We start from the raw sequence: 16,452 nt of genomic DNA on the forward strand, positions 1-16,452 counted from the left end.
TAAAGGCCTGCGGCGATGGTCACAAGCCGGTCAAAATCGCGGTCGCGCGGCGGTTCGGCGCATAGGCACGTGGCCCGTGAACACACCGCATGCATGCGCGGCGCCTCGTCGGCGGGACGCTAATCGGGTAAAATGTCGGCCTACGCGTGCAGCAAACCGGCCGATCCAAAGCCGGGCCACGTGTTTCGCAGCGCTTCCCGCGAGACACCGCCCCCACGACCATTTGCCGCACCACCGGGCCGCGCCGCCCGCCTCTTCCGCTTTCCGCTCAATGCCAAGGACCCGCCCATGACAGGCTTCGATCGTCAGACGATCTCCGACACCACCGCCAAAATGCTGCTCGAAGTGCAAGCCGTGCACTTCAACGCCGAAAAACCGTACATCTTCACGTCCGGCTGGGCGAGCCCGGTCTATATCGACTGCCGCAAGCTGATCTCGTACCCCCGCGTGCGTCGCGGCCTGATGGACATGGCCGAAGCGACGATCCTGCGCGACGTCGGCTACGAACAGATCGACGCGGTCGCCGGCGGCGAAACCGCAGGCATTCCGTTCGCCGCATGGCTGTCGGACCGCCTGATGGTGCCGATGCAATACGTGCGCAAGAAGCCGAAGGGCTTCGGCCGCAATGCGCAGATCGAAGGCCTGCTGACCGAAGGCCAGCGCGTGCTGCTCGTCGAGGATCTGACCACCGACAGCCGCAGCAAGATCAACTTCATCAACGCGCTGCGCACGGCCGGCGCGCAGGTGAATCACTGCTTCGTGCTGTTCCACTACAACATCTTCAAGGAAAGCGTGTCGGTCCTGAAGGACATCGACGTCGATCTGCACGCGCTCGCAACATGGTGGGACGTGCTGCGCGTCGCGAAGGCCTCGGGCTATTTCGAAACGAAGACGCTCGACGAAGTCGAGAAATTTCTGCACGCGCCGGCTGAGTGGTCGGCGGCGCATGGCGGTGCGACCGCCGCGCCGCAGTAACCTGCTTTCATCGACCTGCCCTGCTTCGATGGGCGGCAAGGTCGGTGGATGGAAGATGCGTCAGACAAAGCCGCCTTGTCGTTGCGACAGGCGGCTTTTTTATCGCGCGCCGCTGGAGTCGGCTCACATCGCCGGGACGGGTTCACCCGCGATATCGAGCACACGCGACGACAGGTTCAGCAAACCATTGCTCTGCGCGTACTGAAACAGCTCCGAATCGCGCGCGAGCCCGAGCTTGCGCATCGCCGTCTTCTTCTGCGTGCTGATGGTCTTGATGCTGCGATTGAGCTGCGCGGCAATTTCCTTGAGCGTCATGCTCGACACGAAAAGCCGCACCACTTCCAGTTCGCGCTTCGACAGCAGCGTGCCGTTCGCGTCGCCGCCCGTGCCCGCGCGCAACGCGTCGAGCGAGGTCTGCACCGACGGGCTACGGTACTCGCAGCGCCGGCTCGCATGTTGAATGGCGACGCCGATATGGCGCAGATCGTCGGATTTGCTGACGACCGCAATCGCGCCCAGGTCGCACACCTGCTTTAGCAACGCGGCGTTCTCGAGCATCGTCAGCACGACGACGGGCAGATGTGGAAAGTGTCGGCGCAGATAGCCGATCAGCGGTAGTCCGTCGCCGTACTGGCCGCCGGGCATCGCCAGATCGGTGACGAGCACGTCGCACGACGTCGCGCGCAACTGCTTCACCAGATCGGTGGATTGCAACGCGCGCCCGACGACCTCGATGTCCGGAAACGCGAGCAGCGCCTGCGCGGCTCCCAGCAAAATCACCGGATGATCGTCGGCGATCAGCACCCTCACTCGACCTTCGATCGAGTTCGCCCGTTCGGTCTCTCTCACTGCGGCTCCTCAACCTTCGCGCGATGTTCGCAGCATATCCAGGCGTGGCTTGCCGGCCAGACAGCAGCGAATCGATTTATTGGTCAGACTATAGCCGAATTCATTGTCAGACGGCCCTCGCACGGAATATTCGACGCGTCTCGCCACTAAGGCAGAAAATAGGGACAATAATCAAGGATCGCTGCTCCCTTCCGAGGAGAACCGGCACATGCGACCGCAACACCTAGCATCGACTCTCGCCATTTCGTCGGCATCGTCCCGCGCATCGACACCGTCGCTCGGTTTCCTGCTGCTCAGTCTTGGACTCGCGCTTGCGACGGTGCATGGTCCGCGAGCGCTCGCCGAAGGCGCGTTCGAACTGACCAGCGCGAACTTTCGCAACGGCGCGACGGTCGATGCAGCCCAGGTGTACAACGCGGACGACTGCAAGGGCGGCAACCGTTCGCCGCAACTCTCGTGGCGCAACGCACCGGACGGTACGCGCAGCTTCGCGGTCACGGTGTTCGACGTCGATGCGCCGGGCCGCGGCTGGTGGCACTGGGCCGTGGCCAGCATTCCGGCCACTACAACGCAACTGCCGGAAAACGCGAGCGCATCGGGCTTCCTGAAAAAACTCGGCGCCATCGAGGCGCGCAACGACTTCGACGCCGAAGGCTACGGCGGCCCCTGCCCGCCGCCGGGCAAACCGCATCGATACATCGTCACCGTGTACGCGCTCGACACCGCCGATCTGCGGCTCGCACAGGGTCGTCCGGCGCTGATGTTCGATCACGAGATTTCGACGGCGACGCTCGGCTACGCACGCATGACCGTCATGTACGGGCGCTAGGCTGCAACGAACGGGGGCTGTCGATGGCCGGCTAACGCGCCATCAACGGCCGGCATCTGCGCATATCGTCTTTTTTCCGGCACATGCCGCGCGAATCCCGCACGTCCCCGCCAAAGGGTCTTAAAATATCGTTCCGGCACGCCACGGCGTCGCCTCTAGTCAGCCAGTGAGAATCAGATGAGCACGAAAGTTTTTGTCGACGGACAGGAAGGCACCACCGGCCTGAAGATCTTCGAGTACCTGTCGGCACGCGCCGATGTGGAAGTGCTGCGCATCGACGATGCAAAGCGCAAGGATCTCGACGAACGCCGTCGTCTCATCAACGCATCGGACGTGACGTTCCTGTGCCTGCCGGATGTCGCGTCGCGCGAATCCGCATCGCTGGTCGACAACGATCACACCGTGCTGATCGACGCGAGCACCGCGTTTCGTACCCATGCCGACTGGGCCTACGGCCTGCCCGAACTGACCCGCGCGCAACGCGAGCGCATCCGCACGTCGAAGCGCATCGCGGTACCGGGCTGTCATGCATCGGCGTTCGTGCTGGCAATGCGTCCGCTTGTCGAGAGCGGTGTCGTGTCGGCGGACTTCGCCGCGCACAGCTATTCGATCACCGGCTACAGCGGCGGCGGCAAGAAGATGATCGCGGAGTACGAAGCCGGCGGTAACGCGAAGCTGAAGAGCCCGCGTCCGTATGCACTCGCACTCACGCACAAGCATCTGCCCGAGATGGCTGCGCACACCGGCCTCAAGTCGGCGCCGCTGTTCACGCCGATCGTCGGTGACTTCTACAAGGGCCTTGCCGTGACGACGTACTTCACGGCGGCGCAGCTCGCGAAGAAAGCAAAGCCGCAGGACATTCAGGCGCTGTTCGCCGAGTACTACGCCGGCGAGGCATTCGTGCACGTCGCGCCGTACGGTGCCGACGATAATCTCGACGGCGGTTTCTTCGACGTCCAGGCAACCAACGACACCAACCGCGTCGACCTGTTCGTGTTCGGCAACGACGATCACTTCGTCACCGTCGCTCGCCTCGACAACCTCGGCAAGGGCGCATCGGGCGCGGCGATCCAGTGCATGAATCTGACCATCGGCGCAGCGGAAGACAGCGGCTTGAAACGCTGACATCGCGAGGCCGGGCGCGACCCGGTCATCCTCTGTGCGAACCCAGGCCGGCCTTCAAACGCCGGCTTTCTTTTTGCCCGTTTTTTGCCCCCGCATTTAGCATCAGTGTAATTACACAGAATTAGAATTAACCGGCCAATTGATAAAACCCAAATAGCGGCTAATTGCTCGCGTGATTTGGCGCCGGTAATTCATTCCCTTCTCTTATTCGGCTCGCATCGTTTTTTCCGCCCTGGGGAAATCACGGATTCTTCGACGAACGACCGTTCGCAGAAGATAGAGCCATTTTGCCGCCACCGTTGTCTGCAAAGCGCGTGCGGGCAAACAACGCTGCTGCCTCCGCATCGAAAAATCGTTTTTTGTTTAAAAGGCTCGTGACCGTCGCCGTAGTGGGAGTTTGGCGAAATTCGCGTTGTTTGAATCGGACTTTTTAGACGGTTCTATCAATTGACAGCCCATTTAAGCGAAGCGAAATTACATCGCACAATTACATGAAGGGAGACAGTGGTATGTCGTACGCCATTTCCAGAGGCGTGGCTCTAGCCATTGCTGCAGCGCCTCTGCTGATTGCCTGCAGCGGTAGCGGCAACACAGGCAGTCCAGGTCCGATCAATCCATCGCAATGTTCCGGCGCGAGTTGCGGCACTCAAGGTGCTCCAGCCCAGGGCGCAGGTGCGGCGTCGCTGTGTCCTGCGAATGCCGACATCGTGAAGAGCACGTATCTCGGTGGCGCGGGCAGTGGCGAAGTCGTCTCGCTGAACATCGATGCGGTGGCGATGACGTACACACTGAAATGGCTCGAGTCTCCGATCCCGCTGCATACCGGCCAGGTGACGCCGTCGCGCGCGGGCGTGCAAATCGCCGGCGCCGTTGTGCACCCGCCGGCGGGCACACTGCCGACGGCCGAACAGACGCGCTGCGCGTTCGTGCTGACACCGGGCAGCGGCACCGCTGCTGTCGACGGCAGCACGTACACCACCGCCACTTCGTTTAACCAGGCCAATCCGCCGATGATCCTCATCGGGCTCGGTGTAGCCGGTGGCGGCATTCCGGGTGCGACAGTGGAGTTCGACGGCCTGACGATTCCGATCGTTGGCAGCGGCGTCGGCGCAGTGAAGAACCGGCACTTCGACTTCTATCCGTTCCTCGGCTTCGCGAGCACGACTACCGACATCTCGAAGCTGCCGGGCACCTACAACGGGCTGCTCTATCACCTCGTGCCGTCGGGCAACTACCAGACGGTCGCGACCGACACGAACGAAACGTTCGATGCCAACGGCAACTGCACGTCGACGAGCACGGTGCCGAGCGGCGGTTCTGCAGGACCCGGCGGCTGTCTGACCACAGGCGCTGCGTGGACGGTCAACAGTAGCGGCTACTTCGATAGCCAGCAGGCACCGCAGATCCTGCCGCAATTCTCGAAGCCGATCGTCGGCCCGAGCGGCAAGTCCGGCACTGCACACATGGTGCTGGGTCAGGTAAACGGCGCAACGGTGCCGCTGGTGGTCCGCACGGGCTTCATCAACCTCGGCACGGCACCGTTCTATCTCGACGCAAAGATCGACGACGAATCCGGCATCGCGCTGCTCGCGAAAAACACCGCGATTTCCTCGGGCGGATTCGACGGTGGTTACGTCGGCGCCGATTCGAACTTCAAGTACACGGCAACGTTGATCCAGGGCGCAACGGGCTCGTTCATCAACCCGAACACGTCGCAGGTCGAAGAACCGCCGTTCTCGCTGAACTACGGTCTGTCGTCGCCGGGCTTGATCGGCGTCACCGACAGCAACGGCAAGACCGGCTTCGCGATCGCCTCAGGCGGCCTGTACGCGATCGCGATCCAGGGACAACAGAACGGCGGCATTACCTCGACGTCGGCGAATTCGGACACGCCGAACACACCGTACTTCGGCGTCGGAGCGCAAATTAGCAAGTAAGCCCGCGACACGGGGCGTGAGCGGCAGAGAAATTATTAAAGCAAGAAGCGGCCGGACAGGGAGCTGGCCGCCCACAACGAAAACATAGGATAGGAGGCGCAGTATGAAATGGAAGATCCTCTCGGCGCTCGCTGTTGCGACGCCGCTTCTCGGGGCGTGCACAGGCGGCGGGAACGATACTCCCGCGCCACCCGAAGCGCGGCTGTGTCCTGCCTCGCTCGACTACGGCACGGTATTCACTGGCGGCGGGGGTGACGGCGAACTGGTGAAACTGCAAATGGACACGACGAAGATGACCTGGCAGGTCACCTACGTCGAGTCGCCGATTCCGGCGGCCGTCGGCACCGTTGCACCGACCCGCGCGGGTCAATCGGCGAGCGGCACGATCACGCAGGAAACCGCGCTGCCGACGCAGAAGCTGAACCAGTGCGCGTTCCGCCTGAACGGTGCGAGTCTCGATCCGACTCGTATCGCGCGCATCTTCGTCGGCGAAGGCGTCGCGGGCGGCACGATCCCGGGCGCGGAAATTTCGTTCGGCGGGATTCTCGGCACGGGCGCGGTGCCCGACACGAAGTTCCCGTACTACCCGTTCATCGGCTTCTCGACGATTGAAACGAATCTCGCTAACGTCGCCGGTACGTACAACCAGCTCGGCTATCACCAGGTGCCGTCGCAAAGCTTCGGGCCGGTGGCCGTCGATTCGACGATCGTCATCAACGCGGACGGCACGTGGACCGAGCACGACAACAGCGGCGTCAACGCAGGTGTCACGCAGCAGCCGGGCTCGAACTGGGCGCAGTCGCCTGACGGCAGCGGCGCGTTCGTCACCAACGGCTTCCTCGGCCAGGCCAAACCGACGCTCGCAGTGACCCCTCAAGCGAAGGGCTACATGATCGTCGGCAAGCTGCGCAACCAGAACGTCCCGATCCTGATCCGCACCGGCGCAGCCAGTTCGTCGGCGACGAACGGCGGCCCCTACGCCGACGACGAATCGGGCATCTCGATCCTCTCGCCGCAGACGACCATCGCGAGCGGATCGCAGAACGGCGAGTACATCGGCGTGGATAGCCAGTTCGACTATCGCACGACGGCGATCGCCGGCACCCAGGCCACGTTGCTCGATCCGTTCCAGCCGTCGCAGGCATCGCTCGCGACCGCGCTGAACTTCGACTTCACGCAGACGGTTCCGGGTGTCGTCACGACGACGCAGGTCAACGCGAGCACGGGCACCACCCCGACCGGGAAGTTCATCTTCACGGGCGGCGTGTTCGGCTACCTCGACCTGACGAGTACGACGGCTCCGTACTTCACGATCGGCGCCTTCGTGCAGTAACGGGTGCGGCATACACGCCCGCCCCCCTGCTCGCCGCGCTCGATGCGGTGAGCAGGGCTCGAAGGGAGACGAAGTGCCAGGAGAGGATCGACGCTGGGGCAGGCGCTGAGACGCTGATCGGGATCGATGCCGGGTGCTGGGACAAGCGCTGAAACACCAAGAGAGGATCGATGCGGAGAAAGGCGCCGAAGCGCTGACTCGGGTCGACAAATAAGAGGAACAAAATGAAAAGAATCATCGTTGCAGCGCTGGCCGCCTGTCTGTCGGTGAGCGCCTATGCACAGCACGCCGGAGATAACGTCGTCGCACTGGGCTGGTTCCATGTGATGCCGCAGGACTCGAGTACGCCGCTCACCACCTACGTCGCGCCGACGCCGATCAACACGCCGCTGCGGCTGCCGAATTCGTTCACGTCGGCCGGCACGAAGCTGTCGACCAACAACGCCGAGACTGTCGGCCTGGTGATCAGCCACTTCCTGACCGATCACATCGCGGTCACGTCGGTGGCCGGTGTGCCGCCGACGTTCAAGATCTACGGCAGCGGCACGATCAGACCGCCGGGACCGGCCGGCGCGCTCGGCATCCAGAATCTCAGCGATCCGTCCGCGAATCCGATCGTGAAGAACGTTCGCCAGTGGAGCCCGGCGTTGATCTTCCAGTATTACTTCGCAGCACCGGACGCGAAGTTCCGGCCATACCTCGGTATCGGCGTGTCGTACAACTGGTTCTCCGACATCCAGCTGAACGACAACTTCGTCCGCTCGACACAGAACAATCTGGGCGCGATTCTCGCGGCCGGTGCGGGCAAGCCGGGGCAGACAACGGTGGAAGCGAAGGCGTCGTCGTCGTGGCAGCCGGTGTTCAACGCGGGCCTCGCCTACAACATCACCCAGCATTGGGGCGTCACGGCATCGGTGACGTATATCCCGTTGAAGACGACGTCGTCGGTGATCATCAAGGCCGCCGACGGCACGCAGCTCGGCGTGAGTAAAGCGGAGCTAAAGGCGGATCCGGTCATCACGTACCTCGCGGTAACGTACAAGTTCTGAGGGTCGAGCGTTCGCGATTCGCGGACGACGGGGCGGGCGCATGCGGTGTCGTGCGCTCGCCCCGTGTGCATTTGACAAAGAATCGGGGCAAATCGGGGCAAAAAAAAGCCCGCCTAGGTTGGCGGGCTGAATCCATATCAGTGGAGACATGGAGGAGACAATTCCAACTATAGCAAAGCACTTGATGCGATGCAACATTTCCTTCTGAGCAGATGCTCTAAACCGGCTCCAAAGCTACTACAGCAGCCAATATATGGGATTGTGCGGCGCACCTGAACCCTTTGCTCAGTGGCGCACCAGCGCCATCACCGCACCGAAACCCACGAACACGCCGCCCGTCAGCCGGTTAAACGCGCGCGCGACATTGCTGCTCTTCAAATGCGCACCGATGCGCGACCCGAACCCCGCATACACGCAGTACCAGCTGACCTCGATCACCGCCAGCGTCACGACCAGCACGCCGAATTGCGGCAGCGTCGGCTTCGATGCATCGATGAACTGCGGCAGCAGCGCGGCCGCGAACAGGATCGCCTTGGGGTTGCTGCCGGACACCAGAAAGCCGTTGCGGAACAGCGCACCGCGCGAGCGGATCTGACCGGCCGGCTGGGCATCCGGTCGCGAAACGGGCGAAACGGTTTCAACCGGCCGAGCCATCACCGGCGAACGCCACGTCTTGACACCCAGATAAACCAGATACGCGGCACCGATGATCCGCAGCGTGTTGAACATCGCGGGCCACGTCTGCAGAAACACGCCAAGCCCCGCCACCGACACCGCCAGCATCAGCACGAGCGCCGACAGGCTGCCGGCCATCGTCGGGGCCGAACGGCGCAAGCCGTGACGGGCGCCGTTCGTCATCATCAGCAGCATGTTGGGACCGGGAATCGCGCAGACGACGAACACCGTCGCGACGAACAACCACCACGTATGCAGACTCATGACCGGATCTCGCGAAAAAGGGAACGGCGATTATGCCCGCTCGACGCGCTCAGCGCCCGGCCCGACGGCTCGCCACTTTCCCGAGCACCGCGAAGTCCTTGTCGCCGTCGCCATGCGCAATCGCTTCGAGCAGGCTGTCGCGCACCGCGCTCCCGACCGGCAGCGGCGTCGACACGAGGTCGCCGGCCGCCAACGCGAGGCGGACGTCCTTCAACCCGAGACGCGCCTTGAAGAGCGCCGGCTCGTAGCGCTGTTCCGCGATCATCTTGCCGTAGCCCTGATAGACCGGGCCGGGGAACACGCTGCTCGTGATCACGTCGAGAAAATCCTGCATCGCGACGCCATGGCCCCCCAGCAGTGCCGACGCCTCGCCGAGCGTTTCGATCGCCGAGGCGATCATGAAATTGGCCGCGAGCTTCGTCACGTTCGCCTGCTGCGCGAGCGAGCCGATGCGCCACGTCTTCTGGCCGATCGCGTCGAAGACCGGTTGCACGCGATCGATCGCCTCGGCCGGGCCGGCTGCGATGATCGTCAGCTTTGCGGCTGCGGCGACGTCCGGGCGGCCCATCACGGGCGCGGCGACGTAATGTAGCCCACGGGCCGCGTGCGCATGCGCGAGTTCTTCGGCAAGCGTGACCGAGATCGTCGCCATGTTCACGTGAATCAGTCCGCGCGCGGCGCCTTCGAGCAGCGAGGCGTCGATGACCTCGCGCAGTGCGGTGTCGTCGGCGAGCATCGAGAACACGGCATCGCCGGCGAATGCCTCGGCCGGCGTCGCGACGATCTGCGCGCCTGCCTGCGCGAGCGGCTGCGCGCGCTCCGGCGAGCGGTTCCAGACCCGCACGCGATGCCCCGCCTTCAGCATGTTCGCCACCATCGCGGCGCCCATCCCACCGAGACCGATAAAACCGATGTCCATCTGTCACTCCACGTCTTCGAAAAGTGGAAGTAAAGCACAGCTGCGTGACGACTGCAGTGCGTACCGGCGGCGCACCGGCTGCCGCGGTGCGATACTGACGCGATGGTCACCGCGACATTCCGCTTCTATGAGGAGCTGAACGACTTCCTCGCGCGGCCGCTGCGCCGGCGTGCGTTCAGCTGTGTCTGCGCGCGCGACGCGACCGCGAAGCACATGATCGAAGCGCTCGGCGTACCGCATACCGAAGTGGAACTGATCGTCGTGAACAGTGAATCGGTCGGTTTCGACTACGCGTTGCGGGACGGCGATCGCGTGGCGGTGTATCCGAAGTTCGAGGCGCTCGACATCCGTCCGCTGCTACGCGTACGTGACCAGCCGCTGCGCGTGACCCGCTTCATCGCCGACGCGCATCTCGGCGGGCTCGCGCAACTGCTGCGGCTCGCCGGCTTCGATACGCTGTACGACAACCACTATCCGGACGCCGACATCGAAGCGCTGGCCGCACGCGAACAGCGCATCGTGCTGACCCGCGACCGCGAGTTGCTGAAACGCCGGACGATCACCCACGGCTGCTACGTCCGACAATTAAAACCGGAGGCGCAGCTGCGGGAGATATTCACGCGACTCGATCTGGCAGGCAGCGCGCAGCCGTTCCGGCTCTGCCTGACGTGCAATGCGCCGCTGCGCCGGATTCCGAAGGATGAAGTCGGCGACCGCGCTCCCGACGGTGTACTCGCGCGGCACACGCAGTTCGTCACCTGCGACGTATGCGGTCGCGTGTTCTGGGAGGGCACGCACTGGAAACACATGCGCGAACTCGTCGACAGCGTGACCGGTCCGACTGGCTAGCGCACCCGGACCTCAGGCGTACCCGCCCGCGATGCGTACAATGCGGGGCTTACTCTTTTCCGTTTTCCGCGAAGGCACCCCTATGGCGATGAAAAAAACCGACCTTGAGAAAAACAAGGCATTGAAGCTCAACAACGCGCTGAAGAAGGCCGCACCCGACCGCTTCGGCAAGGGTGCCGCGCAGCAGCCGCTCGATCGCCGCGAACAGCGCAAGCTCGACCAGGCACAGGGGCTCGTCCCGTTCGCGTGCAAGCTGGAAGCGGACCTCGTCGCCCAGTTGAAGACGCGCGCCGCCGATCACCCCGGCGGTCTGAACGGCCTGCTCGACGAACTGCTGAAGCGCGGCCTCGCCGCCGATGCGTCGTAGCGCGAAGCATTCTCCGGCACGCGTTGCGCGATGCCCGGCCGTAAACGGTCATGCCCGCATGAACCACGCAGTCGACGGACAAACGTGGCGGGCAAGCCACCCGTAAGAAAAAAGTCCGTCCTGCGAAGCATTTCTCGTTGACTCGTCCTTTGACGAGTGCCTAAAATCCAGCTGTTTTCACGAAAGGGGCGAACGCCTTGGACAGTAGCAGTAGTCGATCTTCGACACGTTTCTCTGCCTGACAGGCAGGACGCTCCGCGCTAAGCCTCTTCTCCAGCCGCCGTCTTGCCCATTGGGCAAACGGTGCGCGCCGCAGTTACTCGCAGCAGTATCCGCAGTACTTCTCCGTGCACATCCGCTGACCGTTGTCGTCACGGCATGCGTTCGTTCGCGTTCGCCTGCACGACGGCCGGTCTAACGCTTCGGGCCTGGCCCGTCGCGTTGCGCCATCGCGCCTGTCGTCCGCGTCCATGCGGCGAAGGCGTGCGAATCAACGCATCTGCGCAATACGAGCAATACGCGCAAAGGAGGCCGCCATGCCGGACAGTGACTCTAGTCCCTGTACTTCCGTCCGCCGCACGCATTCGCGGCCTGTGCCCGGCACTCATGCCGCGCGCTGCGCCGCCTGACTGATCGCCCGTCGCATTCTTCCGGTCGCCGCTGCACGTCGATGTCTTCGATGTGCCGGCCAACGAGCTGCGCAGGCCATCCGTGCGCCGCTCAACGTTTTACCGGAGGAATTGCCATGCACTTCGCTCTCCTCGTTTCGCAACTGCCGCACATCGACGAAGCACGCGCCCACTACGACGAACTGCTGTCGCTCGAACCGCGTCGTCATGCAGCACCTTTGCGTGACGCTGTCGCCCCCGTATCGATGCTCGCGGCGCTTCGCAACACCCTCGGCGCCGCGCTGCACGCGTGGCAGCGCCATCACTGAAAAAAACACGCGGCCCACGGGCCGCGACACCACACTCAAGCTTCGGAGAACGACATCATGTCCACGCCAACAACCCAGGTTTCACCACCACGCAGTGCTGTGCTCGACGAAGCGCATCTCGGCGACATCAAGGGCGCCTTCGGCACCATCTCGCGTCACGACACCGCGCCGCGCAACAACTGGTTCGCGCGTTTGCGCACGCTGCTCGCGATCCTCGGCCCCGGCCTGATCGTGATGGTCGGCGATAACGACGCCGGCGCGTTCGGCACCTATACGCAGGCCGGCCAGAACTACGGCACGACGCTGCTGTGGACACTCCTTCTGCTGATCCCCGTGCTGTTCGTGAATCAGGAGATGGTGCTGCGGCTCGGCGCCGTGACCGGCGTCGGTCACGCACGATTGATCTTCGAGCGCTTCGGCAAGTTCTGGGGGGCATTCAGCGTGATCGATCTGTTCATCCTGAACGCGCTCACGCTCGTCACCGAGTTCATCGGCATCACGTTCGCGCTCGGTTTTCTGGGCGTGCCGAAAGTGCCCGGCGTGCTGCTCGCCGCCGTGCTGACAGCTGCTGCGGTCAGCACCGGCAACTTCCGACGATTCGAGCGCTTCGCGCTCGCGTTGTGCGTGCTGAGCCTGCTACTCGTGCCGGTGCTGGTATCGATCCATCCGCCGATCGGGCAGATGACCCGCGACTTCTTCATCCCGAGCTGGCCCGCGCACTCGAAGCTCTCCGACGTGATGCTGCTCGTGATCGGTATCGTCGGTACAACGGTCGCGCCGTGGCAGCTGTTTTTCCAGCAGAGCTACATCGTCGACAAGCGCATCACGCCGCGCTTCATGAAGTACGAAAAAGCGGACCTGTGGATCGGCATCGCGTTCGTGATGATCGGCGCGATCGCGATGATCTCGTTCTGCGCGGCACTGTTCGAAGGCCGTCCGGAGTTCGGTAACTTCACCGACGCAGGCGCGGTAATCTCGGGCCTCGACAAGTACGTCGGCAAATGGCCGGCGGTGATCTTCGCGGTGGCGTTGCTCGACGCGTGCATCATCGGCGCGGCGGCCGTGTCGCTGTCGACCGCTTACGCGATCGGCGACGTGTTCCGCATTCGCCACTCGCTGCATCGCGGCGTGTCCGACGCGAAGGGCTTCTACTTCGTCTACTTCGGGATCATCGCGTTCGCGGCTGCGCTCGTGCTGATTCCGGGCAGCCCGCTCGGCCTGCTGACCGAAGCGGTGCAGACGCTCGCCGGGGTGCTGCTGCCGAGCGCGACCGTGTTTCTGCTGCTGTTGTGCAACGATCGCGCAGTGCTCGGCCCGTGGGTCAACTCGACGCAGCTGAACATCTTCACCGGCGCGGTGATCTGGGTGCTGGTGATGCTGTCGATCGTGCTGACCGCGTCGGTGATGTATCCGGACATCAGCGGCGAAACGATTCTCGCGGTGCTCGGAGGCGGCACGGCGCTCGCGCTGGCCGCCGCGGCTGTCGCGATCCCGTTGCGCAAGCGTGGCATTCACGCATGGGCGGACGCGCTGGCGGCGTCGCTGGAGAAAGGCACGCGCGACACGTGGCGGATGCCGCCGCTCGACGAACTGCCTGCCCCCAACCTCACGCTGAGCAAGCGGATATGGATGGGCGTGCTGCGCGGGTATCTGGTGATCGCGGTCGTGCTGGTGCTGGTGAAGGTGATCGAGATGGCGTTGCACTGACGGCGTCGTGCTCCCCGGTTTCCGCAGGGGAGCGCCGAAACACAAGGCCCCGAACTCCGGCGCCACAAACAGAAAAGCCAGGGCATCCGCCCTGGCTTTTCTTTTGTACCGCTACCGCACCGCGCCGGCCCTACCCGGTACGCCCGAGGGGCACCGGCAAGGCGACGCGTTGCCGGCTTACTGCGCTGCGCCCTTGTCGGCCGTACCGGCAGCCGATGCAGCATCCTGAACCTTGGCGCGCTTGCCGTGGTGCTTCAGTTGCTTGTGATGCTTCTTCGGCGTGCTGGCAGCAGCGGCCGGAGCGGCTGCATCCGATGCTTGCGCGAAAGCCTGAACGGATACCAGCGCAAAAGCAACGGTTGCGAGCGAGGCGATGATCTTCTTCATATGTTTATCCCCAAACCTGAACGGCACTTCGAATTAAATGGAAAAAGCAGAGCGGCGAAACGGGCGCAGCAGCACGGCTGCTGACCGATTCCCCGCCGGGGAGTATCACGCAGCGTAGGCGGTTTGTCATCTGATATGCGCCGGGATGTATTTTCCGGGAGACACGTTGTCTTTCGACAACCTTTCCGCCCACGGACGCTCGGTGCCGGGCCGCGCAAAGTCCCGTTTCATCTGCTCGAGGATGCCCATTCCGCCGGACGTCCGGACGCATTCGTTCAGGTAGTCGGTGAACGGCAGCGGGTCGAAGCCGATCTCCTCGCGCAAACGCCGGTTGTCGAACACGTAGTCGAGCTGCGCGAACGCCGCATAGACGCCCAGCACGCGTTCGAACAGACGCGCATGACCGGCGGCGTCCCCGCCGAGCGCTTCGCGCGCGACCGCGCGCAGGTCGCGCGGCGAGCACATCGAATAGCGGCGGCCCGACGTGTCGGCGGCTTCGTCCATCGCGTTGAGGATCTGCGTGAGCGTCGGCGAGTCGCGGCCGGCCGATACGTGATACGTGTCGTACGCGAGCGTCGGCTTCACGGTGAGCAGCGTCAGCGCGCGGGCGCAATCGTCGACCGACACCATGTCGATACGATTCGCTGCACGCGCCGCGAAGCGCCGCGACGCATGCACGACGCGAAACACCCAGAAGATCCGCGCCGACGGTAGCGTGCCGAGCACCGTATGCCCGACCACCGCCGACGGCCGCACGACCACCAGCGGCAGTCGCGGCAACTCCGCGCGTAGCCGTCGTTCGGCGTCGCGCTGGCTGCGTGTGTGCGGCATCAGATCGCCGGTGTCGCCGTGACCGAACACCGTTTCCTGCACGAGCGCGCCGCAGCGCGTCCCGCAGGCCATCGCTGTGCTGACGTGCACGAAGCGCTGCAGCACCTTGCTGCCGGCAAAGCGCGACGCGAAGCGCAGCGTGTCGCGCACATTCGATTCGAGTAGCCGCGGATGCGTCGAAAACGACGCCAGCGCAGCGCAATTGATCACGTGCGATGCCGCCGCGAGCCGCGCTTCATCAGCACGCGAAAATTCGCTGCCGAGTTCGCCGACGATTACGTTAGCCGCGCTCAGACGCTCCGCGCGATATTGCGGCAAACCGCTACGTATCGCGGACGCGCGCAACCGTGCAAGCGCATGCGCAACACTCGCGCCGCGCACGACACAGACGAGCCGGTCGAGCAGACCGGCATTGACCAGCGTCGCGAGCACACTGCCGCCGATAAAACCGGTCGCGCCGGTCAACACCAGCGCATCGACGCCCGGCGCATGGGTGCGCGCCGAACAGATCAGACTGTCCTGCCAAGCCGTGGACAGCGGGGTTTGCCAGGCAAACATCGCATACTCCGTGTGACGCGGCGGTCGATGCGCGGCCGCCGCTTAATATCGATAGGTCAGCGCCGTCATGCCGAACCAGTTGTTCTTCGTCTGCACGATCGGGCTGTTGCTCGACGACCCGACGAGGCGCGTGAGGCCGCCCGTCGTGGTCACCGACCAGCGCGGCGTGAACACATGGGTCCACGCGGTGGAAACCGTCGCCTTGTCGAAGCCGCCCTTGGTCGAATACGCCGAGAAGCGGCTGCTCGCCGCCTGCGCATCGGTGACGCCGAAGAAGGTCTGCGTGTAGCGACCGCTGCCTGCGTGCAGGCTGCCGGTCACGCCGATCTGATCGGCTGCGGTCTGCAGGATCGGCACCGTCAGGTCGACGTGGCCGCTGATGCCGCGCGTCGTGTGCGTGACCGGCTGATCGAGCGTCACGCTGACCGTCGAATCGCCGAACACGTGCGCGCCGGCCTGCACCGAAATCAGCAGCGAGCCGGGGATGTTGCCCATCCCCTTCAGGTAGTCGGAGCCGGCGCGGTCGAAGCGGTTTTCGTCGGCGCGGCCGTCGTCGTAGCTGAGCGCCGCCGACACGAACATCCCGTTCGCAAACGTCTTCTTGTACCCCGCACCGTCGAGCATGCCGATGAAAAAACCGTTGTCGAACTGCGCCGAAAACGCCGGGCCGATGATCGGCCGATAGTCGCGGCTGCCTTCGTAACGCGACGTCACGCCGCCGGCCAGCGAAAACAGATAGGTGTTTTCCGCGTGCGCCACCGGGACGCAGGCGAGGCCCAGCAGCGGAGCACAGCAGTGAAGGAGGCGTTTGCGCACGGTCAGGTCTTTTCGGGAGGGGATGCCGCAGTCTAGGGATAACCC

At 64.0% G+C, this 16,452-nt stretch carries 16 protein-coding genes; 10 read left to right on the top strand and 6 right to left on the bottom strand.

What is annotated here, in order from left to right:
• Positions 1-288 precede the first annotated feature (288 nt).
• Entirely contained in the window at positions 289-975 is a 687-nt protein-coding gene (locus tag E1748_RS22565; RefSeq protein ID WP_133649510.1) for an orotate phosphoribosyltransferase, read from the top strand.
• A gap of 123 nt (positions 976-1,098) precedes the next feature.
• Here the strand turns inward: E1748_RS22565 and E1748_RS22570 are convergent, their stop codons facing one another.
• A complete protein-coding gene (locus E1748_RS22570) occupies positions 1,099-1,797 on the bottom strand; it encodes a response regulator (protein ID WP_133650489.1) in 699 nt (232 codons plus the stop codon).
• 235 nt (positions 1,798-2,032) lie between these two features.
• On the opposite strand from E1748_RS22570, the gene E1748_RS22575 reads away from it, so the two are divergent.
• From E1748_RS22575 to E1748_RS22595, 5 genes are all read left to right on the top strand, one after another.
• Positions 2,033-2,653 carry a YbhB/YbcL family Raf kinase inhibitor-like protein gene (locus E1748_RS22575; RefSeq protein WP_133649511.1) on the top strand — a complete coding sequence of 207 codons (621 nt, stop codon included), beginning with the start codon at positions 2,033-2,035 and terminating at the stop codon, positions 2,651-2,653.
• A 177-nt stretch (positions 2,654-2,830) separates the two neighbouring features.
• Complete coding sequence (gene argC / locus E1748_RS22580) at positions 2,831-3,778, top strand: N-acetyl-gamma-glutamyl-phosphate reductase (RefSeq protein WP_133649512.1); 948 nt, start codon at positions 2,831-2,833, stop codon at positions 3,776-3,778.
• A gap of 509 nt (positions 3,779-4,287) precedes the next feature.
• Entirely contained in the window at positions 4,288-5,715 is a 1,428-nt protein-coding gene (locus tag E1748_RS22585) for a DUF2957 domain-containing protein (RefSeq protein WP_133649513.1), read from the top strand.
• A 103-nt stretch (positions 5,716-5,818) separates the two neighbouring features.
• Positions 5,819-7,048 carry a DUF2957 domain-containing protein gene (locus E1748_RS22590; RefSeq protein WP_133649514.1) on the top strand — a complete coding sequence of 410 codons (1,230 nt, stop codon included), beginning with the start codon at positions 5,819-5,821 and terminating at the stop codon, positions 7,046-7,048.
• A 224-nt stretch (positions 7,049-7,272) separates the two neighbouring features.
• On the top strand, positions 7,273-8,097 hold the full coding sequence (locus E1748_RS22595) for an OmpW/AlkL family protein (RefSeq protein ID WP_133649515.1): 825 nt from the start codon (positions 7,273-7,275) through the stop codon (positions 8,095-8,097).
• 285 nt (positions 8,098-8,382) lie between these two features.
• Here the strand turns inward: E1748_RS22595 and E1748_RS22600 are convergent, their stop codons facing one another.
• Entirely contained in the window at positions 8,383-9,036 is a 654-nt protein-coding gene (locus E1748_RS22600) for a LysE family translocator (protein ID WP_133649516.1), read from the bottom strand.
• Between the two features lie 49 nt (positions 9,037-9,085).
• On the bottom strand, positions 9,086-9,955 hold the full coding sequence (locus tag E1748_RS22605; protein ID WP_133649517.1) for an NAD(P)-dependent oxidoreductase: 870 nt from the start codon (positions 9,953-9,955) through the stop codon (positions 9,086-9,088).
• 102 nt (positions 9,956-10,057) lie between these two features.
• Here E1748_RS22605 and E1748_RS22610 point away from each other — a divergent pair, with 102 nt between their 5' ends.
• From E1748_RS22610 to E1748_RS22625, 4 genes are all read left to right on the top strand, one after another.
• Positions 10,058-10,804 carry a Mut7-C RNAse domain-containing protein gene (locus E1748_RS22610; RefSeq protein ID WP_133649518.1) on the top strand — a complete coding sequence of 249 codons (747 nt, stop codon included), beginning with the start codon at positions 10,058-10,060 and terminating at the stop codon, positions 10,802-10,804.
• 82 nt (positions 10,805-10,886) lie between these two features.
• The gene (locus tag E1748_RS22615) at positions 10,887-11,171 is read left to right on the top strand and encodes a hypothetical protein (RefSeq protein WP_133649519.1); all 285 of its coding nucleotides are present in this window, start codon (positions 10,887-10,889) and stop codon (positions 11,169-11,171) included.
• Positions 11,172-11,916: 745 nt separating this feature from the next.
• Positions 11,917-12,108, top strand: a complete 192-nt coding sequence (locus E1748_RS22620; protein ID WP_133649520.1) for a hypothetical protein — start codon at positions 11,917-11,919, stop codon at positions 12,106-12,108.
• A 57-nt stretch (positions 12,109-12,165) separates the two neighbouring features.
• Positions 12,166-13,815 (top strand): Nramp family divalent metal transporter, encoded by a 1,650-nt coding sequence (locus E1748_RS22625; protein ID WP_133649521.1) that lies wholly within the window; start codon positions 12,166-12,168, stop codon positions 13,813-13,815.
• A gap of 177 nt (positions 13,816-13,992) precedes the next feature.
• Here the strand turns inward: E1748_RS22625 and E1748_RS22630 are convergent, their stop codons facing one another.
• From E1748_RS22630 to E1748_RS22640, 3 genes are all read right to left on the bottom strand, one after another.
• Positions 13,993-14,202 (bottom strand): hypothetical protein, encoded by a 210-nt coding sequence (locus tag E1748_RS22630; RefSeq protein ID WP_133649522.1) that lies wholly within the window; start codon positions 14,200-14,202, stop codon positions 13,993-13,995.
• Between the two features lie 126 nt (positions 14,203-14,328).
• Entirely contained in the window at positions 14,329-15,591 is a 1,263-nt protein-coding gene (locus E1748_RS22635) for an SDR family oxidoreductase (RefSeq protein WP_133649523.1), read from the bottom strand.
• A gap of 42 nt (positions 15,592-15,633) precedes the next feature.
• Positions 15,634-16,407 carry a MipA/OmpV family protein gene (locus tag E1748_RS22640; protein WP_133649524.1) on the bottom strand — a complete coding sequence of 258 codons (774 nt, stop codon included), beginning with the start codon at positions 16,405-16,407 and terminating at the stop codon, positions 15,634-15,636.
• Positions 16,408-16,452 lie beyond the last annotated feature (45 nt).

This window comes from Paraburkholderia flava, assembly GCF_004359985.1.
GTDB lineage: Bacteria > Pseudomonadota > Gammaproteobacteria > Burkholderiales > Burkholderiaceae > Paraburkholderia > Paraburkholderia flava.